This window comes from Pyramidobacter sp. YE332, from assembly GCF_033060595.1.
GTDB lineage: Bacteria > Synergistota > Synergistia > Synergistales > Dethiosulfovibrionaceae > Pyramidobacter.
In genome coordinates this window covers 1,208,597-1,234,121 of sequence record NZ_CP133038.1, presented here as the reverse complement: position 1 = coordinate 1,234,121, position 25,525 = coordinate 1,208,597, and the positions used below count along the sequence as shown (strand labels likewise).

27 protein-coding genes, 3 tRNA genes and 1 pseudogene are annotated in these 25,525 nt (G+C 55.1%); 24 read left to right on the top strand and 7 right to left on the bottom strand.

The genetic code is table 11. The features are described 5' to 3' along the window. Positions 1-2: 2 nt before the first annotated feature. The 14 genes from hslV to RAH42_RS05700 all read left to right on the top strand — a co-directional run bounded on the left by hslV (position 3) and on the right by RAH42_RS05700 (position 7,363). Complete coding sequence (hslV, locus tag RAH42_RS05765) at positions 3-545, top strand: ATP-dependent protease subunit HslV (RefSeq protein ID WP_078016744.1); 543 nt, start codon at positions 3-5, stop codon at positions 543-545. Further along, positions 545-1,960: an ATP-dependent protease ATPase subunit HslU gene (gene hslU / locus RAH42_RS05760; protein WP_078016745.1), complete on the top strand. Its 1,416-nt coding sequence runs from the start codon at positions 545-547 to the stop codon at positions 1,958-1,960. The genes hslV and hslU overlap by 1 nt, the downstream gene beginning before the upstream one ends. Before the next feature lie 30 nt (positions 1,961-1,990). Next, positions 1,991-2,881, top strand: a complete 891-nt coding sequence (codY, locus tag RAH42_RS05755) for a GTP-sensing pleiotropic transcriptional regulator CodY (protein ID WP_078016746.1) — start codon at positions 1,991-1,993, stop codon at positions 2,879-2,881. Positions 2,882-2,996: 115 nt separating this feature from the next. Then, the gene (locus RAH42_RS05750; RefSeq protein WP_168170087.1) at positions 2,997-3,623 is read left to right on the top strand and encodes a transglycosylase SLT domain-containing protein; all 627 of its coding nucleotides are present in this window, start codon (positions 2,997-2,999) and stop codon (positions 3,621-3,623) included. Between the two features lie 63 nt (positions 3,624-3,686). Beyond that, positions 3,687-3,992: a hypothetical protein gene (locus RAH42_RS05745; protein ID WP_009164346.1), complete on the top strand. Its 306-nt coding sequence runs from the start codon at positions 3,687-3,689 to the stop codon at positions 3,990-3,992. Between the two features lie 39 nt (positions 3,993-4,031). After that, complete coding sequence (locus RAH42_RS05740; protein WP_317540159.1) at positions 4,032-4,475, top strand: S1 RNA-binding domain-containing protein; 444 nt, start codon at positions 4,032-4,034, stop codon at positions 4,473-4,475. Beyond that, positions 4,466-5,044 carry a DUF501 domain-containing protein gene (locus RAH42_RS05735; RefSeq protein ID WP_317540158.1) on the top strand — a complete coding sequence of 193 codons (579 nt, stop codon included), beginning with the start codon at positions 4,466-4,468 and terminating at the stop codon, positions 5,042-5,044. The genes RAH42_RS05740 and RAH42_RS05735 overlap by 10 nt, the downstream gene beginning before the upstream one ends. A 68-nt stretch (positions 5,045-5,112) precedes the next feature. Further along, positions 5,113-5,188 (top strand) — tRNA-Lys (locus tag RAH42_RS05730). 7 nt (positions 5,189-5,195) lie between these two features. Then, positions 5,196-5,271, top strand: a tRNA-Glu gene (locus RAH42_RS05725). Between the two features lie 8 nt (positions 5,272-5,279). Next, positions 5,280-5,355, top strand: a tRNA-Thr gene (locus RAH42_RS05720). A 221-nt stretch (positions 5,356-5,576) separates the two neighbouring features. Further along, the gene (locus RAH42_RS05715) at positions 5,577-6,569 is read left to right on the top strand and encodes an integrase arm-type DNA-binding domain-containing protein (RefSeq protein WP_078016750.1); all 993 of its coding nucleotides are present in this window, start codon (positions 5,577-5,579) and stop codon (positions 6,567-6,569) included. Next, positions 6,566-6,811, top strand: a complete 246-nt coding sequence (locus RAH42_RS05710; RefSeq protein WP_168170088.1) for a hypothetical protein — start codon at positions 6,566-6,568, stop codon at positions 6,809-6,811. The genes RAH42_RS05715 and RAH42_RS05710 overlap by 4 nt, the downstream gene beginning before the upstream one ends. A 64-nt stretch (positions 6,812-6,875) precedes the next feature. Next, entirely contained in the window at positions 6,876-7,097 is a 222-nt protein-coding gene (locus RAH42_RS05705; protein WP_078016752.1) for a DUF6290 family protein, read from the top strand. After that, entirely contained in the window at positions 7,094-7,363 is a 270-nt protein-coding gene (locus RAH42_RS05700; RefSeq protein WP_078016753.1) for a type II toxin-antitoxin system RelE/ParE family toxin, read from the top strand. The genes RAH42_RS05705 and RAH42_RS05700 overlap by 4 nt, the downstream gene beginning before the upstream one ends. A gap of 451 nt (positions 7,364-7,814) precedes the next feature. Here the strand turns inward: RAH42_RS05700 and RAH42_RS05695 are convergent. The 5 genes and pseudogenes from RAH42_RS05695 to RAH42_RS05675 form a co-directional block, all read right to left on the bottom strand. Continuing rightward, positions 7,815-9,013, bottom strand: a pseudogene (locus RAH42_RS05695) (TRAP transporter large permease). A 92-nt stretch (positions 9,014-9,105) separates the two neighbouring features. After that, positions 9,106-9,615, bottom strand: coding sequence for a TRAP transporter small permease subunit (locus tag RAH42_RS05690; protein WP_078016755.1), 510 nt, complete (start codon positions 9,613-9,615; stop codon positions 9,106-9,108). A 90-nt stretch (positions 9,616-9,705) separates the two neighbouring features. Next, the gene (dctP, locus tag RAH42_RS05685) at positions 9,706-10,686 is read right to left on the bottom strand and encodes a TRAP transporter substrate-binding protein DctP (protein ID WP_078016756.1); all 981 of its coding nucleotides are present in this window, start codon (positions 10,684-10,686) and stop codon (positions 9,706-9,708) included. A 94-nt stretch (positions 10,687-10,780) separates the two neighbouring features. Then, a complete protein-coding gene (locus tag RAH42_RS05680) occupies positions 10,781-11,716 on the bottom strand; it encodes a hydroxymethylglutaryl-CoA lyase (protein ID WP_078016757.1) in 936 nt (311 codons plus the stop codon). A gap of 53 nt (positions 11,717-11,769) precedes the next feature. Next, positions 11,770-12,966 (bottom strand): CoA transferase, encoded by a 1,197-nt coding sequence (locus RAH42_RS05675; RefSeq protein ID WP_078016758.1) that lies wholly within the window; start codon positions 12,964-12,966, stop codon positions 11,770-11,772. Between the two features lie 583 nt (positions 12,967-13,549). Here RAH42_RS05675 and nifJ point away from each other — a divergent pair. The 3 genes from nifJ (at position 13,550) to RAH42_RS05660 (ending at position 18,651) form a co-directional block, all read left to right on the top strand. Beyond that, positions 13,550-17,107 carry a pyruvate:ferredoxin (flavodoxin) oxidoreductase gene (gene nifJ / locus RAH42_RS05670; protein WP_078016759.1) on the top strand — a complete coding sequence of 1,186 codons (3,558 nt, stop codon included), beginning with the start codon at positions 13,550-13,552 and terminating at the stop codon, positions 17,105-17,107. A gap of 487 nt (positions 17,108-17,594) precedes the next feature. Next, positions 17,595-17,828, top strand: coding sequence for a hypothetical protein (locus tag RAH42_RS05665; RefSeq protein WP_317540157.1), 234 nt, complete (start codon positions 17,595-17,597; stop codon positions 17,826-17,828). After that, a complete protein-coding gene (locus RAH42_RS05660) occupies positions 17,818-18,651 on the top strand; it encodes a hypothetical protein (RefSeq protein WP_078016760.1) in 834 nt (277 codons plus the stop codon). The genes RAH42_RS05665 and RAH42_RS05660 overlap by 11 nt, the downstream gene beginning before the upstream one ends. Here the strand turns inward: RAH42_RS05660 and RAH42_RS05655 are convergent. After that, positions 18,619-18,978, bottom strand: a complete 360-nt coding sequence (locus RAH42_RS05655; RefSeq protein ID WP_168170085.1) for a hypothetical protein — start codon at positions 18,976-18,978, stop codon at positions 18,619-18,621. The genes RAH42_RS05660 and RAH42_RS05655 overlap by 33 nt on opposite strands. Between RAH42_RS05655 and RAH42_RS05650 the strand changes: the two genes are divergently transcribed. The 3 genes from RAH42_RS05650 to RAH42_RS05640 are packed head-to-tail and all read left to right on the top strand — an operon-like array spanning position 18,890 to position 20,930. Next, on the top strand, positions 18,890-19,105 hold the full coding sequence (locus RAH42_RS05650) for a 4Fe-4S binding protein (RefSeq protein ID WP_040550366.1): 216 nt from the start codon (positions 18,890-18,892) through the stop codon (positions 19,103-19,105). The genes RAH42_RS05655 and RAH42_RS05650 overlap by 89 nt on opposite strands. A 16-nt stretch (positions 19,106-19,121) precedes the next feature. Further along, a complete protein-coding gene (gene vorB, locus RAH42_RS05645) occupies positions 19,122-20,174 on the top strand; it encodes a 3-methyl-2-oxobutanoate dehydrogenase subunit VorB (RefSeq protein WP_078016761.1) in 1,053 nt (350 codons plus the stop codon). A gap of 12 nt (positions 20,175-20,186) precedes the next feature. Then, complete coding sequence (locus tag RAH42_RS05640; protein ID WP_009164321.1) at positions 20,187-20,930, top strand: thiamine pyrophosphate-dependent enzyme; 744 nt, start codon at positions 20,187-20,189, stop codon at positions 20,928-20,930. A gap of 188 nt (positions 20,931-21,118) precedes the next feature. Here RAH42_RS05640 and RAH42_RS05635 read toward each other — a convergent pair whose 3' ends face one another. Beyond that, positions 21,119-22,306, bottom strand: a complete 1,188-nt coding sequence (locus tag RAH42_RS05635) for an IS110 family transposase (protein WP_317540042.1) — start codon at positions 22,304-22,306, stop codon at positions 21,119-21,121. Positions 22,307-22,573: 267 nt separating this feature from the next. On the opposite strand from RAH42_RS05635, the gene RAH42_RS05630 reads away from it, so the two are divergent. The 4 genes from RAH42_RS05630 to RAH42_RS05615 all read left to right on the top strand — a co-directional run bounded on the left by RAH42_RS05630 (position 22,574) and on the right by RAH42_RS05615 (position 25,519). Beyond that, on the top strand, positions 22,574-23,125 hold the full coding sequence (locus RAH42_RS05630) for a 2-oxoacid:acceptor oxidoreductase family protein (RefSeq protein WP_009164320.1): 552 nt from the start codon (positions 22,574-22,576) through the stop codon (positions 23,123-23,125). 368 nt (positions 23,126-23,493) lie between these two features. Then, positions 23,494-24,147 (top strand): histidine phosphatase family protein, encoded by a 654-nt coding sequence (locus RAH42_RS05625; RefSeq protein ID WP_317540156.1) that lies wholly within the window; start codon positions 23,494-23,496, stop codon positions 24,145-24,147. A gap of 136 nt (positions 24,148-24,283) precedes the next feature. After that, on the top strand, positions 24,284-24,874 hold the full coding sequence (locus RAH42_RS05620; protein ID WP_078016581.1) for a sigma-70 family RNA polymerase sigma factor: 591 nt from the start codon (positions 24,284-24,286) through the stop codon (positions 24,872-24,874). Positions 24,875-24,898: 24 nt separating this feature from the next. Then, entirely contained in the window at positions 24,899-25,519 is a 621-nt protein-coding gene (locus RAH42_RS05615) for a hypothetical protein (RefSeq protein WP_317540155.1), read from the top strand. Positions 25,520-25,525 lie beyond the last annotated feature (6 nt).

The following is a 25,525-nucleotide window of genomic DNA, read 5'->3' as shown; positions in this document are numbered from 1 at the left end:
AAATGTCTCGGGACATGACGATTCATGGTACGACGATCGTCTGCGTGCGCAAGGACGGGCAGGTCGCCATGGGCGGCGACGGACAGATGACCCTGGGCAGCCAGATCATCAAAGCGGGAACGAAAAAAGTCCGCAAGCTCTACGACGGCAACGTTCTTGTCGGATTCGCCGGCGCCACGGCCGACGCGATGACGCTGATGGAACTCTTTGAGAAAAAATTGCAGGAATACAGCGGAAACCTGATGAGGGCATCCGTTGAGCTGGCCAAAATGTGGCGCACCGACCGCATGCTGCAGAAGCTGGAGGCCATGCTGCTCGTGGCCGATCGGGAACATACGATCCTGCTCTCCGGCGCCGGGGACGTGATCGAACCGGAAAACGACGTCGCTTCCATCGGTTCCGGTTCGGGATTCGCCTTGGCGGCGGCCCGGGCCTATCTGGACGTTTCGTCCCTTACGGCGGAGGAAACCGTGAAGCGTTCCCTGCTGATCGCTTCCGAAATCTGTATTTATACCGACAACATCCTCACGGTGGAGGTCCTGTGATGCTTCTGACGGAAGAGATGAAAAATCTGGTGCCAGCGGCCATCGTGCAGTATCTCGACCGCTATATCGTCGGACAGGAAAAGGCGAAACGCGCCGTGGCCGTCGCTCTGAGGAATCGCCTCAGGCGCCGCAGGCTGCCCGAAGATCTGGCACAGGAAATCGCGCCGAAAAACATTTTGATGGTCGGCCCCACCGGCGTCGGCAAGACGGAAATCGCCCGGCGCCTTGCCGATCTCGTCAACGCCCCGTTCGTGAAAGTCGAAGCGACGAAATTCACCGAAGTCGGCTATGTGGGGCGCGACGTCGAATCGATGGTCCGCGACCTCGTGGAAAACTCCATGCAGATGGTCAAGAAACGGATGATCGCCGGCGTCCAGTCCGTAGCGTTCGAACACGCGCAGGAGCGGCTGGTGGATTATCTTCTCCCGGTCAGAAAAGCTTCCTCTTCCGCGGGGATCCCCACCTTCCTGAATTATCTCAAGAAAGAACAGGCGGAACCGCCGGAAGGTTCGGCGCCGGAAGAGAGCCCGGCGGTGCGTCAGAGCACTCGCGAACGCATGCTGAACATGCTGAAGAGCGGCAAACTGGACGAACGCGAAGTGGAGATCGACGTGCAGGAAAGTTCCACTCCCATCACTTCTTTTGGCAACGGCGAAATGGGCGGCATCGGCATCAATATCTCCGAGATGTTGGGCGGCATGATACCCAAAAAGAGCAAAAAACGCCGCATGAAAGTGAAAGACGCGCTTCGCGTCCTGCAGGCCGAGGAAGCGGAGAAACTCATCGACATCGAAGCCGCCACGCAGGAGGCTTTGGATAAAGCGCAGCAGGAAGGGATCATTTTCATCGACGAGATCGACAAGATCGTCTCCCGGGGGCGCGGCGGCGGTCCGGACGTCAGCCGCGAAGGCGTGCAGAGGGATCTGCTCCCTATCGTCGAAGGCTGCTCCGTCACTACGAAATACGGCCAGGTGAAAACGGATCACATCTTCTTTATCGCCGCCGGCGCCTTTCACGACGCCAAGCCCTCCGACCTCGTCCCCGAGCTTCAGGGACGGCTGCCCATCCGCGTCGAACTGACGGCGCTTGGCAAGGAAGAGCTGCGGCGCATTCTGGTCGAGCCGCAACACAGCCTGATCCATCAGTCGGTCGCCCTGATCGAGACCGAAGGACTCACACTGCGATTTACCGACGAAGCCGTGGAAGAGATCGCGGCGATGGCCGAACGGATGAATCTGGAGATGGAGAACATCGGAGCGCGCCGGCTGCACACCATTCTGGAGCAGCTCCTGGAGGAAATCAGCTTTTCCGCGCCGGAGCGGGCAGGCGAAGCGGTTGAGATCGACAAATCTTTCGTTGTGAAGAAGCTTGAACCACTTGTTGGCAATAAGGATCTGCGGCGGTATCTTCTTTGATTTTCATGGCTGAAAGGAGACGGAATTCTTATGAAACGCTCATATGCAAAAGAAAAGTTGCCCGAAGGTTTAAACGGCGCTGTCGACAGTGTCGAGATGCATGAACTGCTTGAGAAAACGCGTCAGGTCGGGAGAGCGATGCAAGGCCGTCGCGAAGGGACGCGCCCCGATTACAACAAGCTGGCGCGCCTGCTCTGCGAATTCTCGACCGCGAACGTCTACGTTTTGAGCAGAGAAGGGCAGATCCTGGGATACGCATGGGTGAATGAATACCACAGCGAAGCCATCGCGTCCTTCATCGAACAGGGTTATATGCCTGAAAGTTTTGTGGAAAGGCTGTCGCAGCAGAGAGAGACCGTCCTGAGCAAAGCTGACGGAGCTCTTTTCGACGATCAGGCAGAGAATGTGACTGATAAGACGGCTCTCTATGTGCCGATCTATGGAGCCTCGGAGCGGCTGGGAACGCTTGTACTGGCCCGTTTCGCGAGTAACTTCTCAACCCAGGACCTCGTTCTGGCCGAATATCTGGCGACGCTGGTCGGCATTGAGATCCTGCATGACCGCTCCCGGCAGATCGAGGAGCTTGCCCGAGAGCGTCTTGTTGTGAATATGGCCATGAAAGCCCTTTCATATTCTGAAATCGACGCGATCAACCATATCATCACGCGGCTCAAGGAGCTCTCGGCCGAAAAGAACGCCGGTTTCAGAAAAGAGAACAACGAATGCGAGGGAGTCGTCATCGCCAGCAAGATCGCCGACCACGTCGGGGTGACCCGCAGCGTGATCGTCAACGCGCTGCGCAAGCTCGAGAGCGCCGGGATCATCGAAAGCCGCAGTTTGGGCATGAAAGGCACTTTCATCAAAGTGCTGAGTCCTTTGTTCGTGGAGGAGCTGGCTTCCAAATTTAAGCGCGCGGAATAACCGTCGGCGCCTGGAGCATGCTGTTCATTCCGAAGTTCTAAAAATTTGACACTGGCAAGCTCCCTTAACTTGAGATAAAATGGGCGTAATTCTACGACACTTCTGGAGGTATTTCATGAGTATGAGACGCCCTTTGTTGTGGAGAGGTCTGCTGCTGTTCCTGTTCGCCTCTCAATCATGCTGTCAAGCAAGGGCGGCTGTCGAGCCTGCAGGCCAGGTCAGACAGTCTGTGGATCCCGTACATTCTGGGAAACGCGTGCAGAAGGCGAAAACTGATGCGGCTTCTTATATTTTCCGTTACTACAACAGCTCTCTAAGCATGGACAAAGCGAACGAGTACGCTCGTTATGTCATGGAAGCGTCGAGCCGCTTCTCGGTGGATCCGGCGTTGATTACTGCTATAATTGTCAAGGAATCGCGCGTCAAAGTCAACGCGCGTTCCAAGTACGCGGTCGGCTTGATGCAGGTATATTGGAAGCTGCACCGCAACACGATCATGGCTCAATTTCCCCATATCCGTACAGAAAAGATATTGATGGAGCCTCGCAATAACATAATGGTTGGTACATGGATCTTTTCCAGGTACATGGCACACTGCAAGGGGAACGTTACAAAGGCGCTGAGGAGGTATCTGGGGTCTCAGGCTAATCGTTATGTGGCATTGGTCACGAAATATCGAGGGCACTACACTGAGAGGGTCCTGTTGAATCTGCAGCACGCTTCGAAACGGGCGGTTTCTTAGTGAATAATTATTGCGATGAAAAATGAATATCAATAAAATTTTTATGGAGGCGGAGAAATCATCATGAGCAAATTAGTTAATGACGTATATCTTTCCGGCGTGGTCCACTTTCTGAAGGGCGAAAGCTACGGCGAGAGCCGTTTGGGAAAATATTTCGAGTTTTCCCTCAAGCGTCAGTACAGCGATACGGACGGGTGTGACCGCGTCGATTATCTCCGGATGAGAGTCTTTGATCCCGCGATTCAGGAGTGGATCGTCAAACAGGAAGAAGGCGCGCCCGTGTGGATTGCCGGCGAACTTCGTTCGTCCCTTGGCAGCGGCCGGATCTACGTGATGGTTTCCAAGATTCAGGCATTGAATCAGCTTTAAAATTTAACACAATAAATTCGAGAAAGGGAAGTTCACACTATGCCCGATTTGGCACCAGGTGATGTGGTAACGGGAGTCGTCGAACAGATCATGCCCTATGGGGCTTTTGTTCGTCTTCAAAGCGGCCAGAAGGCAATGATCCACATCTCGCAGCTTTCCCACAAGTTTATCAAAAGCGTCGATGCCGTTCTGCAGCCGCAGCAGGAGATTAAGGCGAAAGTTATCAAGATAGACGAGAGAGGCCGCATTGATCTGTCTTTGAAAGCTCTTGAAGAGCCTCCGGCGGTCCCGGTTCAACGAATGCCCCGGCATATGCCGGCCGCAGGTTCGAATGACGAAGCGGTCGGTTCGGATGATTTCGAAAAAAAATTGTCCACTTTCCTGAAAAGCAGCGAGGAAAAAATTTCTTCGCTGATGAATGCCAAAAGCGGCAAGGGGGACGCCCGCCGCGCCGAAAAGGCGCCCGTCCCTAAATGCGTATGAGGAAATTACGGCGAGAGGTTCCTGCGAACCTCTCGCTTTTTTCAGCGCGCGACGAGATTGTTACGGCGGCTCAGATGGACGGGCGCAATTTTCAAAAGGGGCTTGTCATGTCTGTGGCGGTTCGCTGTAAATGGGGGATGCCCCAGGTTCTGAAATGTCGCCCCTTTTACAGAGGGCACCCCTTTCCGACGCTCTTCTGGCTGACATGCCCCCATTTGGCGTACCAATGCGGACGTCTCGAGTCCGGCGGAGGGGTCAGAGCTCTGGAAGATTTTCTCTGCGAGGATGAAAAGGCATATCGTCTCTACAATTTCCGCTATGCATGGGCGCGGATCTCTTCCTTGAGCCGCTGCGAACGATTTTTCCTGCGCCGATACTCTCCGAAGATCTGGAACGCCATGCTTAAAACCGGCATTGGCGGTATCCGCCGGACTGAAAGTCTGACCGTGAAATGTCTGCATCTCCAGGCGGCAACGATGCTCGCTTTGCCGGGACATCCTGCCGAAGCGTGGTTTGCAGAAAGATTTAAAGAGTTCTGTTGTAAAAAGGCTCACTGTAAAAATATTTAGACTGAAAAATACCTGATAGAATAAGCTTGACGAATCCTCGCCCAAGCGATAGAATATTCCTCGTTCGCGGGTCGTTAGCTCAGTTGGCAGAGCAACGGACTTTTAATCCGTGGGTCGAGGGTTCGACCCCCTCACGACCCACCATGGATGCGGTCCCATAGTCTAGTGGCCTAGGACATCGCCCTTTCAAGGCGAGCACCTGAGTTCGAATCTCAGTGGGACCGCCATTTTTTTCGCCGGTGTAGCTCAGTTGGTAGAGCAGCGCACTCGTAATGCGCAGGTCTCCAGTCCGAATCTGGACACCGGCTCCATCTGATTACTTCCGCGTGTTTCCGAATGCGTTTTCTAGCCCGCCGCGAGGCGGGCTTTTTTGCGTCTTCGTTCCGATTTTGTCTGATATAATGTCCAATACAGATTGATGAGAAACCGGACGTATGACCGTACCCGAAAATGAAGATTGCCCTGAGCGCGGTTTTTTGACCGTACCCACGCATTTTTACGAGTACGGTCGAGAAGGGGAGCGGGCTGAAAAATGCTGACGAACACTGCAATCGAGGGCGCAAAGAAAAAAGACAGGGCTTACATGATTCTTGACGGCGACGGGCTTTACCTCAAAATCTTGCCGACGGGAAGAAAAACATGGGTGCTGCGGTACTGGATCAACGGTCAGGAGATGAAAAAAACTCTAGGCGTCTACCCGATCATGACGGCTGCGAACGCCCGGAGAACTCGCGACGAGATCAAGACGAAGATCAAAGCGGGCGTGCCGCTGGAAGAGCCTAAATCCACGACGTTCGGCGAGATTGCCGAGCGCTGGTACAAGACGATGATGGAACCTAAAAAGGCTGAATCTTACCTGCACACGATCCGGCTGCGAATGAAATATCTTGCGGCGTTGTGGACAAGACCCATAGATGAAATTTCGCGCAAAGAATGCTTTGACGTGTTGTCGTTGATCTCCGCGAGCGGGCGCAAATCAACCGCCAAACGCACGGGGCAGATTGTCGGACAAATCTTCGATTATGCTACGGCGGCAGGCGAAGCGACGATTAACGTTGCCGCCGGCCTCAACCGTTCGCTCCCGTCGGAAAAGGTCAGGCATTTTGACGCCGTGACGAAAATCGCCGACATGCGTAAATTGCTTAATGCGCTGGACTACGTTGACGACTTCATCTTCCGTTCCGGCTTGCAGATTCTTGCTTATTGTTTTGTCCGCCGCAGTGAGTTGTTGCGGGCCGAATGGTCGGAGATCGATTTTGACAGAGCGGAATGGATTATCCCCGCGGCACATATCAAAGGCCGTCGCGATCACCTTGTGCCGCTTTCGAAGCAGGCGCTTGAGATTTTCCGGCGATTGAAAAGATTTCGCCCAAAGTGGGGAAAATTACGGGGAGCGCCAACCTCATCTTGCCTGCGTCGCGAGGCGCGAATACTGGCAGTCGCGTGGGCAACTCCACGTTACTCAAAGAGCTTAAGAGCTTGTACAAAAAACTCGATCCAGACGATCTACCGTCAGAGCCTATGACGCTTCACGGATTCCGGACGATGGCATCGACGTTTCTGAATGAATCCGGGTGGGCGAAGGACGTCATCGAATGTGAGCTTGCTCACTTGGAGGAAAACGAATCGCGCGAGGCGTACAATCGCGCGATGTACGCTCCGGAACGGCGACTCATGATGCAATGGTATGCGGACGCCCTGGACGCCGTGAAAGCGGGGCAGGACATAACGCCCGTTCCTGAAAACATCAAGAATATGCACCGATAAATTCAGGTCTTTACACCTGTACTCTTTTGTAGTACAATGAACTACAGAAAGGAGAGGTGAGGACATGGCATTTTCCATCAGACTGACCGAAGAAGAGCGGAACCTTGCCGACAGCTACGCAAAACTGCATTCTATGTCCATGGGCGAGGCTTTTAAAAAAGCTTTGTTCGAGCGCATCGAGGACGAATACGACATCGCCATCGCCAACGAAGCTTACGATGAATACCTCAAAAGCGGCAAAAAGAGCCGTCCGATCGGCGAACTCTGGAAAGACGTCGATCTATGAGTTACGACGTCCAGACGACCCAGCGATTCGACCGGGAATTTAAAAAGCTCGACAGATACACGCAGCTGATGATCAAATCGTGGATCAACAAAAACCTTGTTGAGTGCGCAGACCCGCGAATCCATGGAAAGCCGCTTGTTGCCAACCGTAAGGGGCAGTGGCGTTACAGAATCGGAGATTACCGCCTGATTTGCCTCATCGACGACCAAGAGTTGATCATTTTGGCCTTGAGCGTTGGACATCGGCGGGAAGCGTACAGGAATTAGATACGACAAAACAGCCCCGGCTGCTGCGGATCGATCATCCGCTGCCGGGGCTGTTTTCATGAAAATTGATGGAACAAGCACGATGCGCTGCACGAACAATCTAGCGCCGGGAGGCGGGAAGCGGCTGCTGCTCGGCGGCTGATTCCGATCGGGGGACAGGTATCGTTTCATCCTGCAGTCTGGCGCCGCACACGATAAATAAGATCCCTGAAATCAAGAACATCAACGCTCTTCCGGTTCTAAGGCCTCTGCTCCGGAAATGACGGAACACGAGCGCGCCAAGGGCAAAAACGATATTGGCCGTACCCAAGCAAAAGCAGAAAACGGGCAAATATCTCTCCATGAAGTTCACTCCTCAAATTCATCGAGCCGTCATGCGGCTGGAAGTGCGCAGGAGGAAAAGAGAGGCCGCCCCAAAAGTCGACCGGAGCAGCCTCTCTCTCTGATCCCATCACATCAGGGAGGGCAACCAGAGGCTCAGCTGAGGAACCATGCCGGCAATGATCAGAAGGACGATGATAATCGCGGCAAACGGAATGACTCCTTTGATGACCTCCTGCATTTTTACGTTGGGGAATAATCCGTTGATAACGTACAGGTTCATGCCGACCGGAGGCGAGATCAGCGCCATGGTCATGTTGATGGTGACCAGCACGCCGTACCAGATGGTGTTGACGCCGAGCGCGTGGAGAATCGGCGTTACCAGCGGCATGGTCAGCAGCACGACGGAAACCGTTTCAAGCAGCGCGCCGAGGACGAACATCAGCAGGTTCATGATGATGATGAACGTTGCGGCGGAGAGCTTGTTGTCGACCACGAAAGCGGTAAGAGCCTGAGGAATCCTCAAATAGGTCATAACGCGCCCGAACAGAAGGGCGCCGCAGATGATGATGGCGATCATGCAGCTTGAAGGAACCGCCTTCATACAGATCTTGGGGATGTCGGCAAATTTAACGGTGCGATAGACGAACAGCGTGATGAAAAGGCTGTATACCAGACCGACGGCAGCAGCTTCCGTGGGCGTGAAGATGCCGGTATAAATGCCGCCGATGATCAGCAGGGGCAGAAAAATGCCGGGCAGGTTCTTGATGGTGATGGACATGCGTTCTTTCCAGGGCGCTTTGGGTTCCGAGGTGTAGCCGCCATGCTTGCTTTTATACACGACATAAACGATGAACAGCGTAGCGAGAAGCAGCCCGGGAACGACTCCCGCCATGAACAGTTTGCCCGTGGAATCCTCAGTGACGGTAGCGTAAATGATCATGGGGATGCTCGGGGGATCAGGATGCCTAACGTTCCGCCGGCGGCCAGCAACCCCAGCGTAAGCGTTTTGTCATAGCCGTGCTTGATCAGGGCAGGATAGGCGACCATGCCGATCGTGGCGGCCGTCGCCGCTCCGGAACCGGTGATGGCGGCGAAAAAGGCGCAGGCGAGGATCGTGCCGATGCCCAGGCCTCCCGGCAGATGGCGGACCCAGGTGTTCATGACTTCGAACAGGTCGTCTCCCACCTTGCCGTCTAACAGTATCTGACTCATCAGGATGAAGATCGGGATAGACAGCGTGTTGAAACTCTCCAGCGACGACCACATGGTGGTGCCGATGATCTTGATGGGCAAGTGGAAAACCTGGATCAGGATCAGCGACGTCATGCCCAGGGAGAAGGCCACCGGCAGCCCCAACGCGAGGATAAAAAGCAGGATGGCGACGACGAGAAGAAAGTTGGTCATACGAGCATCCTCCCTTACTCGCTGAGGCCTTCGCCCGCGCGAAGAGCCGCGATACGGTCAAGCAGGTTGATGAAGAACTGCAGAGCAAGAAGTCCAAAACCCAGCAGCAGGGGAAGCTGGATCCACCACACCGGAATGTGCAGGAGATTGTCGGTCAGTTTGTTCAGCCTGATGCTGGAAGCGATCATGAGCCAGGCTTGCCAGGAGACAACGACGCAAAAGACGATGCCCATAATGCTGGTGACGACATCAAGATAAAGCTGGATTCTTTTCGGGAACTTATCGAATATCAAATCGATGCGGACATGTTTTCCCAGCATCAGCGTATAAGCCGCGCCAACCAGCATGGTCCACATGAACAGGTAAATGGCGGTGTTCATGACCCAGATCGTCGGGGCCTTGAAGATGCCGCGCATCACGACTTCGTACGCGAGGATCAGGCTCATCGCGAGAATCCCGAGCCCGCTGAGATAGCCGCAGAAGGTGTTGCCGGCCTTGACAAGAGCGCGAAGTTTGTTGAGCATATGGGAGAGACCTCCTCTTGTGAGCTGAACGGAGCCCCGGCGACGCCGTCGGGGCTCCGTATCGCATGGTCTGTTATCGGAAAGCTTCTTTTAGTCGAAGACTTTGTGAGCCAGATCAACGAGTTTTTGTCCCGTCTCTCCGGCGCGCGCAACGTAGGTGTCCCAAACGCTCTTGGTGGCCGCAACCATTTGGGCGCGTTCTTCGGCGGTCAGCGCGTTGACTTCAAGTCCCGCATCGCGGACGGTTTTTTCGGCGGCGCCTTCGGATTCCGCCACCGCGCCGCGGAGCCATTTCTCGGCGACTTTGCCGGCTTCGAGGATAGCTTTCTGGCTGTCGGCGTCAAGGCCGTTCCACCAGTCGAGATTGGCCTGAACGGAGAACTGGGCCGTGCTGTAATTGGCGATGGTCAGATATTTGCAGACCTCGTAAATCTTGCGGGACACCGCGGCAGGCATGCCGGTGGTCGCGCCTTTCACGGTGCCGTTCTGAATGGCCATATACATTTCCGCCGAGCTGATCAGAGTGGGGGCCGCGCCGAGAGCCTTCAAGGTAATGGAGTCGCCGGCGCTGTAGGAGCGCATCGTCAGTCCCTCAAAATCCTTGGGGCTGTGCAGAGGATGCTCGTTGTTCCACATCTGAATGAAACCGTAGTCGACCCAGAAAAGGTTTTTCACGCCCTTCTTGTTGAACTCGGCGTCAAGAATATCCGCCGCGCCGGCATTCAAAAACTTTTCCGGCGAGGACAAGTCGACGAACAGGAAAGGCAGGTCGAACACGTCGGCAGCGGGCACCATGCCGCCCCATTTGTAGGTGCCGACGAGGCCGACTTCGACAAGGCCGTCCTGGACCGCTTCGAGAATCTGGCTGTCATTGTACAGGGAACCGGAGTCCGCGACATTGACCTTCAGTTGGCCGCCGCTCAGCTCGACGACTTTGTCGGCGAAAACATGAATGGCCTTGGAAATATGGTGAGAAGGAGGAAATTGATTGGAAACAGTGAACTCCGCGCCAAAAGCGACGGAGCAGGACAGAACCGCAACCGCAGCAAAAGCCATTACTTTCTTGAACATCTACGACACCCCTCTGGAGAAATTTTTTGGAACTGGTCTCTGAGAATTTCAGGAGAAATGCGGAAATGGGATTCCGCCTGAAACCGTGAAAAAGTCACTGATTCTGCACGGGCATCTCCGGTTTGGGCTTGCCAAAGGAGCTCGCGCACAGACTTCCCATCGTCCTCAAACCGTACGCTTTCAGAGCGCGGGCAACCGTCACAACCCTGAGAGGGTCAAGCCCGGTGTCGACGCCCATGCTTTGCATCAGGTAGACCAAATCTTCCGTTGCAGCGTTGCCGGCCGCGCCGGGGGCAAAAGGACAGCCGCCGAGGCCGCCGACGGCCGAATCGAACCTGTTGAATCCCTCGTCAAGGGCGCATTTCACGTTCATGTCGGCAAAACCGTACGTGTTGTGGATGTGCAGATAGGTGGGGATCCCCTCGAGCGCCGGTTTGACGACCTGAAGCGTTTCGGTGAAGTCTTTGGGCGTACAGGTGCCGATCGTTTCGGCAAGGGTGATGCAGTCGACTCCCTTGGCGCGCACTTTGCCGATCAACTCGGCCACCCGGCGGGGATCGATGCGTCCCTCGAAGGGACACATGAAGGACGTGGCCATGGAAACGCAGATCTTCGCTTTGCCCCTGACAAGCGCGATAATGTCGTCCATGCCGGAGAGCGACTGCTCTACGGTGCGGCGGATGTTGGCCATATTATGGCTTTCGCTGACGGAAAACACCACGTTGACGACGTCAGCCCCGGCGACTAACGCGTTCTCCGCTCCCTTGACGTTGGGGACCAAGGCGGTGAACTCGACGTCGGGGTACTCTTTCTTGACGGCCGGCAGCACCTGGGCGGCGTCAGACAGTTGAGGAATCGCTTTCGGGCTGACGAAAGACGTGATTTCCATCTCCTTGATGCCAGTCGAAAGCATTTGGCCGATGAACTCGACCTTCTTTTCCGTGGGAATGAAATCGCAGATCCCCTGAAATCCGTCACGTGGGCAGACCTCGCGAATAACAGCGTTCTTGGGCAGACTGTCAAAATGCATTCGTTAACCTCCTCCTAAAAGTCAATACGGATCGAAAGAGCTGATCGGACGTTTTAAATGACGCCTTTTTCGGAAAGCTCCCGAAGCCGCTCGCCGGACAGGCCGAAAATGCCCCCGTAAACTTCTGCGTTGTCGGCGCCGGGAATAACCGGCGCATGACGCGTGATCTCCACCGGCGTCCCCATAAGTTTGACAGGGTTGCCGTTGACCTGCATGGGACCGATGACGGGGTGGGGCAGATCCACAAGCATCTCGCGGGCTTTGACCAGATGTTCGTCGGTCGTGACGTCGTGAAGGTCGAAGATCGGAGCAGCCGGAACGCCGACCCCCAGGATCTTGTCGACAAGTTCGTCAGCGTTGTAATTCTTGGTCCAGTCATTGATGATCTCGCCGAGCGCGATCCGGTTTTCGGGCTTATTGCGCTCAAGCAGGGTGGCGAAGCGGCTGTCCTCGAGAAGATCCTTTCTGCCCATCAGATCGAGCAGTTTCTCGAACAGCCCCTGGTTGCCGCAGCCGATAATGAATTCCTTGTCCTTGGCTTTGAAGGAGTCGTAAGGATAAGTCGCCGCATATTCATTGCCCATTCTCTCGGGAATCTCGTGGTTGACGAGATATCTTTGAATCCCCGTCTCCAGGCTGGAGACGACCGAGTCGACGAGCGCCACGTCGACTCGCTGTCCCTTGCCGGTGATACTGCGGGCATTCAGAGCGGCCAGAAGGCCGATGGTAAGGTTCATGCCGCCCAACACGTCTCCCATCGCGCTGCCGGAGCGGCAGGGTTTGCCGCCGCGTGGACCGGTGATGCTCATCAGACCGCCCATCGCTTGGGCAATGATGTCGTACCCTGGGCGTTCGCTGTAAGGACCGTAGCAGCCGAAACCGGAAACGGCGCCGTAAATGATTCTGGGGTTCACTTCTTTCAAGACGTCGTAACCGAGGCCGAGCTTATCCATGACGCCGGGACGGTAATTCTCGACGACCATGTCAGCCGTCTTGACCATTTCAAGAAAAAGCTGTTTCCCCTCTGGAGCCTTCATGTTAAGAGAAACGCCCTTTTTGTTGCGGTTCACGTTGGCGTAGTACATGCTGCTTTTATTCTTGTAAGGACCGAAATTGCGGGTGTCGTCGCCTTTGCCGGGGATCTCGATCTTGATGACTTCGGCCCCCATGTCCGCGAGCATCATCGTGCAATATGGCCCCGCCAAAACCCGAGTGAGATCGAGAACGCGAATGTTGCTTAGAGCTCCCATGTGAATATGCCCCTTTCGAATGAGTCGGAAACGCCGGACTTTAGTGTAATTGCTCCATTTTATTGCTTTTCGTTTGAATAATTTTATGAGAAATCCCTCAAAAATTTTCTTGCGCGATGTGAAGTTTAGTACATTCGAGATAAATAATCAAGTGTCATTGCGTGCACCTACATTGTACAAAATACTTCAGTGAACCTGGAAAACGTGCCCTTGGCGAACTGGAGAGAGGTAAATTTTATAAAATCATAGTTATGGTCGAAATGGATTCGAGTTTATTTCAACGGAAACAGTTGCCTTTTGACACGACGAACGCGAGGACGTCAAATGATTTCACTTTTTGAGCAGGCGGCATGATCGTCGGGAAATTTGCCCGGACTCCCTCGCGATGGCAGTCAGGTCGCAAATATGAACTGGCGAGGAACGATATTTTTTGATCAATTATAAATATTTAGTTTTTCATTTTATGCATTGGTTTCAGAAAAAAAGTGTATAATTTGAGTGTATGGGATCCTTGGAAATAAAACCAAAAACAGATGCGGCAAAGGGCAGATCAGGGAACCGTACCAAAAAGGGGGAGACTGAAATGGCAAAACAGATCATGACGATTGACGGCAACGAAGCGGCAGCGCACGTGTCTTACGCCTTCACCGAGGTGGCGACGATCTATCCGATCACGCCTTCTTCACCGATGGCGGAGCATGTGGACGAATGGTCGGCGCGCGGTCGGCAGAACTTGTTCGGTCAGCGTGTCCATTTGATGGAGATGCAGGCCGAGTTCGGCGCGGCGGCCGCCATGCACGGAGCATTGGAGTCGGGCGCGCTTGCCACGTCCTATACGGCGTCGCAGGGATTGATGCTGATGATTCCGCCAATGTACCGCATTGCCGGCCAGTTGATGCCGGGCGTGCTGCATGTCAGCGCGAGGACGGTCGGAACTCACGCATTTTCGATTTTCGGCGATCATTCCGACGTCATGGCCGTACGGCAGACAGGTTTTGCCATGCTGTCTTCGGGCAGCGTGCAGGAAGTGGCCGACCTGGCGGCTGTGCCGCATCTCGCGGCGATTGCCGGCAGCGTGCCTTTCGTGCATTTTTTCGACGGCTTCCGCACTTCTCATGAAATCCAGAAAATCGAGATGCTGTCATACGACGATTTTGGCGAGATGCTGGATAAAGAAGCGCTGCTGGCGTTCCGCAAGAGATCTCTCAACAGCGACCGGCCGGTACAGCGCAGCACCGTGCAGAATCCCGACGTGCTTTTCCAGGCGCGGGAAGCCTGCAATCGTTACTATCTGCGCATGCCTTACATTGTGCAGTCTTATATGGACCGCATCCACGCTCTGACCGGCCGCAGTTACCACCTTTTCGACTATTATGGCGACCCCAACGCGGAGCGGGTCGTTATCGCGATGGGCTCAGTGTCGGGATGTCTTCAGGAAGTTGTCGACGAGCTGCGCTCACGTGGCCAGAAAGTGGGTTTTCTGCAAGTCCATCTTTATCGACCGTTTTCTGCGGAACATTTCCTTACCGCTCTGCCGGAAAGCGTGCGCTGCGTGACCGTGCTCGATCGTACCAAAGAGGCCGGCGCGCCGGGCGAGCCTCTGTACGAAGACGTCTGCTCGACGTTCTCCAATGTTTCCACGGCGCCGATGGTCATCGCCGGGCGCTATGGCCTGTCTTCCAAAGATGTCACTCCGGCGCAGATGATCGCCGCGTTTGACAATATGGATTCGATCCAGCCCAAGAACCATTTCACGATCGGCATCAAGGACGACGTGACCTATCATTCGCTGGAGCTCGGGCCCAATATCGTCACCGAGAGCGAAGGCACCGTGGCCTGCAAGTTTTGGGGACTTGGTTCCGATGGTACCGTGGGAGCCAACAAGAACTCCATCAAGATTATTGGAGACAACACCGACCAATACGTTCAGGCTTATTTTGAATACGACACGAAGAAATCCGGCAGCGTGACGAGATCGCATCTTCGCTTCGGACGGCTGCCGATCCGTTCCACCTATCTGGTCACGCAGGCCGATTTCGTTGCCTGTCACGTGCAAGCCTACATCGGCAAGTACAACGTCTCAGGCGAGCTGAAAGACGGCGGCACCTTCTTGCTGAACTGCGCCTGGAAACCGGAAGATCTGGAGCGGCATCTTCCCGCTTCCGTCAAACGGGATCTGGCTCGTAAACATATCAATTTTTACATCATCGACGCTACCCGCATCGCTATGGAAATCGGCATGGGGAACCGCACAAACTCCGTGCTGCAGTCGGCGTTTTTCAAGCTGTCGGGCATTCTGCCTTTCGAAGACGTCGTGAAGTACATGAAGGAAGCGATCAAGAATACTTACGGCGCGAAGGGCGACAAGGTCCTTCGCATGAACTACGAGGCTGTCGACCGCGGCGGCGCCAGCGTGATCCGCATCGAAGTTCCCGCTGAATGGGCCAACGCCGAGGATAAGGCGGCGGATGAACGCGTTGATCCTTTGCTTCCCGACTATATTCGCAAAGTGCTGATCCCCGTCAACAGCCTGAAAGGCGACGACATTCCCGTCAGCGTTTTTGTTGACGCGGCCGACGGCACGGTGCCGCTGGGGACCTCCAAGTATGAAAAGCGCGGCACGGCAGTGATGGTTCCGGAGTGGAATCCGGAAAGGTGCATTCAATGCAACATGTGTTCTTTTGTTTGTCCGCATGCGGCCATCAGACCCTTCCTGTTGAACGAATCAGAGGCGTTGAACGCGCCGGACGGCTTTGAAACGGTTGATGCCCGCGGTCTGAAAAACGCTCAAGGCCTGAAGTTCCGCATCCAGCTCAGCGCTCTTGACTGCGTCGGCTGCGGCAGCTGCGTCGAAGTCTGCCCGGTCAAGGAGAAAGCGCTCGTGATGAAGTTGCTCGAGACCCAGCTGCCTCAGCAGAAAAACTGGGATTATGCGCTGACCCTCTCGCCGAAAGTGAATCCGATGGATAAATTCACCGTCAAAGGCAGCCAGTTCGAACAGCCTCTGCTTGAATTTTCGGGGGCGTGTGCGGGCTGCGGCGAGACCCCCTACATGAAAGCCATGACGCAGCTTTTCGGCGACCGCATGTACATCGCCAATGCCACAGGCTGCACTCAGGCCTGGGGCGCGGCCTGTCCCTGTGTGCCTTATACGAAGAACAATCGCGGCCATGGACCGGCGTTCTCCAACTCGTTGTTCGAAAATAACGCCGAATTCAGCCTTGGCATGTGCCTGGCCGTCCAGCAGCAGCGCGAGCGCCTGCTGATGACGGCCGAGAAGCTGCTCAACGGTAAGACCCGCGATCCCGAACTGATCCGGGCGCTGCAGGAATGGAAAGACCATTACCATGAGGGCGAAGGCAGCAGGGCGTACAGCGATGCGGTGGAAACGGCCGCCAAAGTCGCGTGCGCCCGCGGCGAGGACAGTCTGGAACTGCGCGACCTGCTGAACAACACCGAACATCTTGTCAAAAAGTCCATGTGGATGTACGGAGGCGACGGCTGGGCCTATGATATCGGCTTTGGCGGCCTCGACCATGTGCTCGCGAATGGCCCTGACGTAAACGTTCTGGTCGTGGATACGGAAGTCTACTCCAATACGGGAGGCCAGTCTTCAAAAGCTACCCCGGTGGCGGCTGTCGCACAGTTTGCCAGCTCCGGCAAGAAGACCGGCAAAAAGGATCTGGGGCTGATGGCTATGAGTTATGGCAATGTCTACGTCGCTCAAGTCGCCATGGGCGCCGATCCCGCTCATTTCATCAAAGTCCTGAAAGAGGCGGAGTCATATGACGGACCGTCGCTGATCATCGCCTATGCGCCCTGCATTAACCACGGCATCGTCAAGGGAATGGGCTATGCGATGCCCGAGAGCAAGTTGGCCGTGCAATCCGGCTATTGGCACCTGTATCGGTACGATCCGCGCCGCGCCGCGAAGGGGGAGAATCCTTTCGTTTTGGATTCCAAGAAGCCCACGATTCCGCTGCGCGATTTCCTCATGGGCGAAGTTCGCTATGCGGCGCTTGGCCGAACGTTCCCCGAGGAAGCCGCTCGCCTTCTGGCAATGGCGGAAGTCCAGGCGGACGCGAAGTACCGGCGTTATGCGGCGATGGCCGAGTCAGGAAAGATTTCCGTTACCGCCTGAGCTCAAGAGATACAGTCGCCGCTTCGGCGTTGCGCGGGAAGATTACCGATCCTCGGGAAGTGCTCGAGTAACCACGGCGCTCCTCCGCAGGGCGGCGAAAATCAGCCGAAAACACGTTGCGATAGATCGGTGGACCTCCCTTGCCACGCGGGGAAGGTCCGCTTTTTGTTGATGGAGGGATGGCTTTAAACGTACTATTGGCTTTTCATTCCGATTTTAGCGTCATTGGGAATCGGGCTCGAGGAAAAAACTCGTTGTTCCTTTTGTCTTTTGCGCGGGGCATATCCTTCTCTTGAGGGCGAAAAAATAAATTCTACTATTGAGAATTGTTAAAAAATAAATTGTCGACACCCTGCGAGATGCGATGATAACGGAAAGTTCACTCGGTAAAATCTTAAAATAAATTATTATCGGCAAATTGCCGGGGCTGGAATTATTAAAATAATAAGGTAGAATGAAGATAGAAAAGATACGGAGGGGCGTCAGGATGGAAGATGAGGGTTTGCGTCATGTTTCGCAAAACCGATCGACACGCAAGACAAAGGTATGTAACGTATCTTCACGTGCTTTATGCCGCTGGTCTTACGATAGTTTTTATTATCTCGCATCGTTCCTCGTTGAAAATGATGACCGCGCCCATGGCCGAGCAAACAGCATGACATACGTTACGGAGGAAATTTTTCTTTGCAAAAACACAGGGGAGGATAAAAATGCCTGTTGACATGCGGCTTTTCAAGGATCTGATCCAGCGTTACGAGTGGCCGAAAGCGATAGCGGTCACGGGCGCTCTGGGATCCGGAAAAACTGAATGGGTCCTCAATCTCGCTCTGGGCTTGAAGACGACTGAGGAAAAAGTAACGATTGCCGACGCTGACATCATCAATCCATACTTCTGCATCCGACAGGTCGTCACTGCGCTGGAGAAGAAGGGGTTTACGGTCTTGACCGCGCCGGGGCAGGCGAAATGGGCAGATATGCCGGTCGTCAGCGCGGAGGTCGACTGGGCTTTGTCGTCTCCCGGCAAGCTGATGATCGACATCGGCGGGGACGCCGAGGGGGCGCTGGCGCTGAAGCAGTTTCAGAAGCGCATCATTCAGGCGGGGTACCTGCTTGTGCTCGTCGTGAACGCTTTCCGTCCTCAGACGTGCACCGTGGAGAAGATTGAATTGATGTGCCGCCGCATGGAGGAAATCTGCGGACTGAAGGTCGGCGCTTTGATCAGCAATTCGCATTTGATGAACGAAACGACGGTGGAAACGGTAACGGAAGGATATCAGCTTGTTCAAAACGCCGCGCGGCGCATGGGACTGCCCCTGCTGTATGTGGGAACGTCGCCGGAGCTCTACGACGACACTGTGAGAGCGTTGGCCGGGGAACGTGTCCCTGTCTGGCCTGTTTCCAGATATATGCTTCTTCCCTGGGAACCCGGTGCGATCTGGGCGACCGGCATTCCTGCACGGCATCATGCCGGCCGTATCTTCCGGGAAAAAGGACAGTCTCCCTTTCAGAATTTAGGGAGGGGAATTCCGCCGGAAAATTTCTGACACCGAATTTCGATTAAAAGTCATCGTTGAAAATGCCGCGCCTTCGCGCGCCCGTGCCGAAAAAAACATGCGCCGCGCGATTTTGCGCAGTTTTCGACGCGCTTCGACGCGAAGCGGGGCTTTGAGGGCGGCGCCATAAAAAGGCGAAAGACGCTCGCCTTTGTGGCGAAAACTAAGCATGACGCGGTTCGCGAACGATTTTTTCAGGGCAGCAATGATTTTAAAGGGGGTTGTATAAATGGCAAAGGGGAGAATCACGGTAGCAGAGGAGTACTGCAAGAGCTGCGGGCTATGCGTTGACGCATGTCCGAAGAAAGTCCTCCGCATCTCGGATCACCTGAACGTCAAGGGGTACCGTCCTGTGGAGCAGTACAAAGAAGGTTGCATCGGTTGCGCGTTGTGCGCTATGACATGTCCTGACGCGGTCATTGAAGTTTTCCGCGAGAACGCATAACTAAGGGGGTTTTATCATGGCGAAAGTTCTTATGAAGGGCGCCGAAGCCCTTGCACAGGCCGCGATCAGCGGGGGATGCCGGTACTTCTTCGGTTATCCCATTACGCCTCAGAACGAAGTTCCCGAATATATGGCGGCACACCTTCCCGAAGTGGGCGGCGTTTATGTTCAGGGTGAGAGCGAAGTCGCCTCGATCAACATGGTGCTTGGGGCGGCATCCACGGGAGCGCAGATCATGACCTCGTCATCCAGCCCCGGGATTTCGCTGATGTCCGAGGGACTGAGCTACATTGCCGCCAATGAATATCCCTGCGTCGTCATGAACGTGGTGCGCGGCGGTCCGGGGCTGGGCGGCATTCTGCCCTCGCAGTGCGACTACAGTCAGGCCACCCGCGGCGGCGGCAACGGCGATTATCATCTGTTCGTGCTGGCGCCGAGCAACCTCCAGGAGGCGGTCGATCTGATCCAGCGTTCCTGGGATTATGCATTCAAGTATATGAATCCTGTCATGATCCTGGCGGACGGTTTCATGGGACAGATGATGGAACCGGTAGAGATCAAGGAACGCACCGCAGAACGCGGCGACTGGCAGAAATGGGCCGTGGGCTGTTTCAGAGAGCGCGGAAACAAGCGCACCTTGTTCCACAGCCTGTATCTCGCCGCGGGGCCTCTTGAAGAGCACAACAAAGATCTGCAGAAAAAATACGAGTTGATGAAGCAGGATGCGATGGCCGAGGATTACATGGTCGATGATGCCGAGGTGATCATCACGGCTTTCGGGACCACGGCGCGCATCGCCAAAACGGCGATCATGCACCTCCGTGCCGAGGGCAAAAAAGTGGGACTGATCCGCCCGATCACGGTCTATCCCTTCCCGGCGGACCACTTCAAAAATTTGCCGGCCACGGTGAGGCACATTCTCGATGTGGAAATGAACTGTGGACAGATGATCGACGACGTGAAACTTGCCACGGAATGCCGCTATCCGGTGACGTTTTACGGCCGTTGCGGCGGTTTCGCTCCTTCCGTTGAAGAAGTGGAAGACGCGTGCAGAAAGCTTTTTGCCTAGGGGGGAAACAGAATGTCTGAAGTCAAAGTCTACTCGAGACCTGAAACATGGATGAAAGGCGTTCATACTCACTATTGTCCCGGCTGCGGCCATGGCATCGCTCACCGCATGATCTGCGAAGCCATTGACGAGCTTGGCATCCAGGGCGATGCGATCAGCATGTCGCCCGTCGGCTGCGCGGCGATGATGTACGACTACATAAACATTGACTTCATCGAAGCGGCTCATGGCCGGGCGCCGGCGACGGCGACCGGCATCAAGAGAGTTCTGCCCGATAAGGTCGTTTTTACCTATCAGGGCGACGGAGACCTTGCCTCCATCGGTATGGCAGAAATCATCCACGCCGCCAACCGCGGCGAGAAGATCTGCGTCTTCTTTATCAACAACGCCATTTACGGTATGACGGGCGGCCAGATGGCCCCCACGACTTTGATCGGGCAGAAGGCCACCACGTGTCCTCAGGGGCGCGACGCCGAGCTGACCGGATATCCCATCCGTATGTGCGAATTGTTGACGTCTCTGGAGACGCCTGCGTATATCGAGCGGGTTTCTTTGGCGAAACCCTACATCGCCAAAGCCAAGAAAGCGATTAAAAAAGCCTTCCAGAACCAGATCGACAGGAAAGGCTTCAGCTTCGTGGAGATTCTCTCGACGTGTCCTACGAACTGGGGGCTTTCGCCTCTTGACGCCTTCGACTGGCAGATGAAGAACATGATCCCCTATTATCCCCTTGGCGTGTTCAAGGACTTTGAATAGGAGGAGACCAGCTATTAAAAGTCAAGTAGGAAATTCGAGCTCATGCCCGAAGTATTTCTAGCCGGTTGCCCGCGTGAAAAAGCCAAAGCGCCCCTGAAAACGGCATATTGGACAGAACTCAGACAAAACAAGCACGCGAACGAGCTCACACGGAAGCGACACGAGCAGGGAATCCCGCGGGAACAGAATCATTCTATGCCCTGGCGGCGTACCTCGTAAGGTTTGTTGGCTTTCAGAACAGCGTAAATCGTATAAAGCAGTTTTCTCGACACAGCCCCCAATGCAGTCCCATGCGCTTTCCCCTCACCGCGCTTCTTTTCGTAGAACGCTTTGAAGACAGGATCGCATCTGACTGCTATCAGCGCCGACATCCAGACAGCTCGTCTCAGGTAGGGGGATCCTTTCTTGGACAAGCGGTTGTGCTGGCCGACATAGTTCCCCGATTGAAACGAAGTCGGATCGATCCCGGCAAAGGCGACGAGTTTCTTGGGATTGGAGAAACGACTGATATCGCCGATCTCACCGAGGATCACGGCGCCCGTCGCCGGCCCCACGCCGGGGACAGTGAGGATGACAGAGCTAAACTTCCTCAGCTGCCGGGCGATCTTCTTGTCGATCTCATCGATCTGCTTCTCCGTGAATTCGATCTGTTCGATGAGAATCCTGATTTGAAAGGCAAAGGCATCCGAACACAGAGTCAGGCCGACCGAACGCGCCGCCAGAGACTTGAGCTCACGGGCTTTGTCAGTACCGTGCCGGCCCCGGCTGGTTTTTCTGAGCAAAGCGGCCAGCGATTTCGTGTTCACGTCGACCACCTGTTCCGGAGTGCCGTACGTCTTGAGAAATGCCTTTGAACTCTCGCCAAAGACGTTGGAGAACAAGGCAGCATACTCCGGAAACACCTGATCCAGAACGGTGACGACCTGTCGCTTGTAGTCGGCGCAGGAGTCCTTGAGCGACTCTCTGAAACGGGCCAGATTGCGCAGCGCCATGATATCTTCATCAGCCAGATGAGTTGCGCTGAACGAGCCGAAACGGATCACCTCAGCCACCAGAAAGCAGTCGACCGCATCCGTTTTCTGCTTCCGGATGTGGAAGTTCCTCAGACTGTCGGATTGGATCGGGTTGATCACATGCAGAGCAAAACCCTGCTCCCGCAGAAAGGAGTAGAGCGCGAGCCAGTAATGACCGGTCGCCTCCATGCCGATACAGAAAGCCTCCCGCTCGGGAAGACTCTGTTCGAGAAAGAGCAGAAGCTGCTGAAAGCCCTCCCGAGCATTGGCGAAACGCAGCGACTTGCCGACGTGGCTGCCGTCCTCCCTGATAAGCCCTGCTTCGTGATTGTTCTTCCCGATGTCAATACCAAGATAGTACATGAGTCACCTCACCACAACGTATTTGCAGGTGAATTCTCACGCTTCCTGCGGCTCACAACCTCCTTGGACAGACGGAGAAGACCTTCGGTCTCAACATCCAGCTCATTCGTGAACTGCCGCAAGAGGTGAGGCGCCACTCTCCTTTACGAGGAAATGTCCCCAAGGAAACAAACGGCGACGCTCACACTGCATGCTGACATTATCGCAGATTGTCCCGTTCAATAATCTGTCAACAAGTGCGACTACATTATTCTAGGAGGAAGGAAAATGGCTGGATTTTACAAAGAATTGATCGCGGCCGGTTTTGGCGGGCAGGGAGTCATGATGCTGGGGCAACTTGTCGCCTATGCCGGTATGGACGAGGGGCGCAACGTATCCTGGATCCCTTCCTACGGTCCCGAGATGCGCGGCGGCACCGCGAATTGCAGCACCGTTGTCAGCGAAGAGCCTGTGGGTTCGCCGATCATCAACAAGTGCGATGTCTGCGTGGTGTTCAATCAGCCGTCGCTGGCCAAATTCGAGAGCTCGCCCCGAGCGGGAGGCGTTCTGGTTTATAACAGCGATCTCGTGAAATACGAAAATCCGCGTCAGGATATCACGGTGATTCCCGTTCCCGCCGAGAAGCTCGCGGCCGAGTGCGGCAGCCCCAAGACGGCGAATATCGTCCTGCTGGGCGCGGCCGTCGCCGCCTCCGGGATCATCAGCCGCGAGTCTGCGAAACATGTCGTGGAAGAAAAGCTTGGCAAGAAAAAGCCGCAGTTCTTGCCGATGAATCTCAAGGCTCTGCAGTGCGGTTTCGAGCAGGCGGACAAAGCCTGACAAGATGAGGTAGGTCATCGCAGCTCCATCTCGGAGTAAAAAAGCGCCTCCAGCCTGTAAAATTCGCTGGAGGCGCTTTTTTTGTCCATCGGCAGGAAACGATCCGAACGAAAGCCGGCGTCGCCCCAAGTCCAAAAAAACGTCTTGAAACGACGCGTTCAGATGAGGTATCATTTTATGGTCCTGCCGTTTTCTGCGACGCTGCGCGGGGACGCTGTACCTCTGCCGGGGCAAGACGATTTTTTGAAGGCGGCCCTGAAAAAGCCGTTCGCTTTTTCGGCGGAGGTCGGACGAAGGTGAAGCGCCAATCGAAGTGAGAATTCTGGCGGACAATCGCCGGATGAGTCGACTATCCAGGAGAGCGTGTGATGACGACGAGAAAAATTCTACTGCTGCGCCACGGCCAGACCGACTGGAACGCGCAGATGCGCTTTCAGGGGCGCATGGACATCCCCTTGAATGAACTGGGCATGCGGCAGGCGGCAATGGCTGCGGAGCGGATCGCCGAATGGGCTCCCGAGGAAATTTATGTCAGCCCTTTAAAAAGAGCTGTGGCGACGGCCGCGATCGCCGCAGACTGCGAGCGGAGCGCCCTTCATGTCATGGAGGATCTGCGCGAAATCGGCTTTGGCGATTGGGAAGGTCAAAGCGTCTCGTCGCTGCGGGAACGCGGCGACGATTATTCGCGTTGGGCGGCGCATCCGTTCTCCGTGAAAATCCCGCATGCGGAATCGGCCGACGAGATCAAAATCCGTATCAGAAGAGTCCTTGCCGCCTTGCGGAAAACGCGGGGACAACGTATTTTGGTGGTCTCGCACGGCGGAACTTTGCGGGCTTTTCTGTCCGAAGCTCTGAATCTCTCGCTGGAGGCGGTCTGGAAAAACTTCCGCATGAATAATTGCGCTTTGACCGGGCTTGAGGACACAGGAGAAAAATTTGTCCTCTGTTTTTATAACGACACGCTCCACAGCGCCGTTTCGTCGCAGGGAGCTTCACGGAAATCGCTGCCGGTGCCATTTTAATCCGTTCTTTTTCAATGAGAAGACTGCGGCGGCGCTGAAAAGGGCCGCCTGCTTCTTATGCCGAAAACTGGCATGAACGAGCAAAAAGCCTCAAGAACTGGTAAAATAGATAAAAATTCAACTGTGGGAGGACGAAATGGGCGAAGCAAGCGAACTTCACTGGGAAAAAGAAAAAAAACTCTGGCTTGCGATGTCCTCCGGAGACGAGGAGGCGCGAGAGCAGCTCATCCTCGCCTATCGTCCGCTGGTGTATTGGGTCGCTAAAAAGTTCAGGGTAAACGGGCAGCGCTTTTCCGACCTTGTGCAGGAGGGGACTCTGGCGTTGATACGCGCCGTCGATAAATTCGACGTGAACTTGGGGCACCGTTTTACAACCTATGCCTGCTACCGAATCAGAGGCCAGATGCTCAATTTTCTCCAGAGAGTGGAGGCGAAAGCCCCGATCCCCGTCGACATCGAGTGCGAGGACGGCGATGAAACGGCGGAATTTCGAGAAGTGGAGGAGATCATCATGCTGCGGGAGGGCCTTCTTCAGCTTCCCGAACGCGAAGCGCACATTTTGCGCGAGCTGGTGGTCGAATGCAGAAACGCCCGCGAGCTGGCGGAAGAAATGAGCCTTGACGTCAGCCACGTCTATCGTTTGAAGAAAAAGGCGCTGGCGCAATTGAAAGAATGGTTTTCTCGGGAATGTGCAACTTCTGGAGCGGCGGCAGGGATAATAAGATGATTCCGTTGTCTCACAAGGAGGAAAATGCTCGATAAGCAATACAGCCGAGTGATTCGTTGGATCCGACGCGCTCAGACCATGAGCGCCGACGGGAATTTTTCCGATGCCATACTCGATGTTGAATGCGCTCGTGCTGAGCTGGATGACGCCCGGCAGGAGCTTTTGTTATGCCATCAGAGCGGAAATGCGCGCCGCTCCGTCCGTACCTCCGTGATGATTTTGCCGGCGGCTTTCGCGGCCATATTGTTCCTGGCGCGCCCTCTGCACGTGACCGAGTCCGAAACGCCGATCGCCGTGTCGCAAATGCGGCGGGCGGATGCAGGCGGGGTGCGGGGAGATTTTTCGGTGTCGCAATCGCTGAGAACGGAAATGAGCCGTTATAATGGCCGGCCGACGTCAGAGGGAAAAAGGACTGCGGAGCCCATGCGAAGCAGCGCGCCGCTGGCGCAAGCCGGCAACTCTCTCCAAGCCGCGGGGAACAGGTCGCTGACGGACACAGGGATGTCCGGCGCCGAAGCGAGGACGGCTGCCCGTCCCCGGCCGGCCGCGTCAAAGCTTTCCGACGCCGATATGTACCGTCTTGTGGAGGTTGGCCGGAAAGCGCTGTATAAAAGCAATAACTCAGTTGTGCTCGAGTTCCATTAATTTGAG

What these genes read in the sequence shown, in the direction of transcription:
- hslV (WP_078016744.1), top strand. Translation starts at nt 3, where the DNA reads ATGTCTCGGGACATGACGATTCATGGTACGACGATCGTCTGCGTGCGC.
- hslU (WP_078016745.1), top strand. Translation starts at nt 545, where the DNA reads ATGCTTCTGACGGAAGAGATGAAAAATCTGGTGCCAGCGGCCATCGTG.
- codY (WP_078016746.1), top strand. Translation starts at nt 1,991, where the DNA reads ATGAAACGCTCATATGCAAAAGAAAAGTTGCCCGAAGGTTTAAACGGC.
- RAH42_RS05750 (WP_168170087.1), top strand. Translation starts at nt 2,997, where the DNA reads ATGAGTATGAGACGCCCTTTGTTGTGGAGAGGTCTGCTGCTGTTCCTG.
- RAH42_RS05745 (WP_009164346.1), top strand. Translation starts at nt 3,687, where the DNA reads ATGAGCAAATTAGTTAATGACGTATATCTTTCCGGCGTGGTCCACTTT.
- RAH42_RS05740 (WP_317540159.1), top strand. Translation starts at nt 4,032, where the DNA reads ATGCCCGATTTGGCACCAGGTGATGTGGTAACGGGAGTCGTCGAACAG.
- RAH42_RS05735 (WP_317540158.1), top strand. Translation starts at nt 4,466, where the DNA reads ATGCGTATGAGGAAATTACGGCGAGAGGTTCCTGCGAACCTCTCGCTT.
- RAH42_RS05715 (WP_078016750.1), top strand. Translation starts at nt 5,577, where the DNA reads ATGCTGACGAACACTGCAATCGAGGGCGCAAAGAAAAAAGACAGGGCT.
- RAH42_RS05710 (WP_168170088.1), top strand. Translation starts at nt 6,566, where the DNA reads ATGACGCTTCACGGATTCCGGACGATGGCATCGACGTTTCTGAATGAA.
- RAH42_RS05705 (WP_078016752.1), top strand. Translation starts at nt 6,876, where the DNA reads ATGGCATTTTCCATCAGACTGACCGAAGAAGAGCGGAACCTTGCCGAC.
- RAH42_RS05700 (WP_078016753.1), top strand. Translation starts at nt 7,094, where the DNA reads ATGAGTTACGACGTCCAGACGACCCAGCGATTCGACCGGGAATTTAAA.
- RAH42_RS05690 (WP_078016755.1), bottom strand. Translation starts at nt 9,615, where the DNA reads ATGCTCAACAAACTTCGCGCTCTTGTCAAGGCCGGCAACACCTTCTGC.
- dctP (WP_078016756.1), bottom strand. Translation starts at nt 10,686, where the DNA reads ATGTTCAAGAAAGTAATGGCTTTTGCTGCGGTTGCGGTTCTGTCCTGC.
- RAH42_RS05680 (WP_078016757.1), bottom strand. Translation starts at nt 11,716, where the DNA reads ATGCATTTTGACAGTCTGCCCAAGAACGCTGTTATTCGCGAGGTCTGC.
- RAH42_RS05675 (WP_078016758.1), bottom strand. Translation starts at nt 12,966, where the DNA reads ATGGGAGCTCTAAGCAACATTCGCGTTCTCGATCTCACTCGGGTTTTG.
- nifJ (WP_078016759.1), top strand. Translation starts at nt 13,550, where the DNA reads ATGGCAAAACAGATCATGACGATTGACGGCAACGAAGCGGCAGCGCAC.
- RAH42_RS05665 (WP_317540157.1), top strand. Translation starts at nt 17,595, where the DNA reads ATGGAAGATGAGGGTTTGCGTCATGTTTCGCAAAACCGATCGACACGC.
- RAH42_RS05660 (WP_078016760.1), top strand. Translation starts at nt 17,818, where the DNA reads ATGCCTGTTGACATGCGGCTTTTCAAGGATCTGATCCAGCGTTACGAG.
- RAH42_RS05650 (WP_040550366.1), top strand. Translation starts at nt 18,890, where the DNA reads ATGGCAAAGGGGAGAATCACGGTAGCAGAGGAGTACTGCAAGAGCTGC.
- RAH42_RS05655 (WP_168170085.1), bottom strand. Translation starts at nt 18,978, where the DNA reads ATGCGGAGGACTTTCTTCGGACATGCGTCAACGCATAGCCCGCAGCTC.
- vorB (WP_078016761.1), top strand. Translation starts at nt 19,122, where the DNA reads ATGGCGAAAGTTCTTATGAAGGGCGCCGAAGCCCTTGCACAGGCCGCG.
- RAH42_RS05640 (WP_009164321.1), top strand. Translation starts at nt 20,187, where the DNA reads ATGTCTGAAGTCAAAGTCTACTCGAGACCTGAAACATGGATGAAAGGC.
- RAH42_RS05635 (WP_317540042.1), bottom strand. Translation starts at nt 22,306, where the DNA reads ATGTACTATCTTGGTATTGACATCGGGAAGAACAATCACGAAGCAGGG.
- RAH42_RS05630 (WP_009164320.1), top strand. Translation starts at nt 22,574, where the DNA reads ATGGCTGGATTTTACAAAGAATTGATCGCGGCCGGTTTTGGCGGGCAG.
- RAH42_RS05625 (WP_317540156.1), top strand. Translation starts at nt 23,494, where the DNA reads ATGACGACGAGAAAAATTCTACTGCTGCGCCACGGCCAGACCGACTGG.
- RAH42_RS05620 (WP_078016581.1), top strand. Translation starts at nt 24,284, where the DNA reads ATGGGCGAAGCAAGCGAACTTCACTGGGAAAAAGAAAAAAAACTCTGG.
- RAH42_RS05615 (WP_317540155.1), top strand. Translation starts at nt 24,899, where the DNA reads ATGCTCGATAAGCAATACAGCCGAGTGATTCGTTGGATCCGACGCGCT.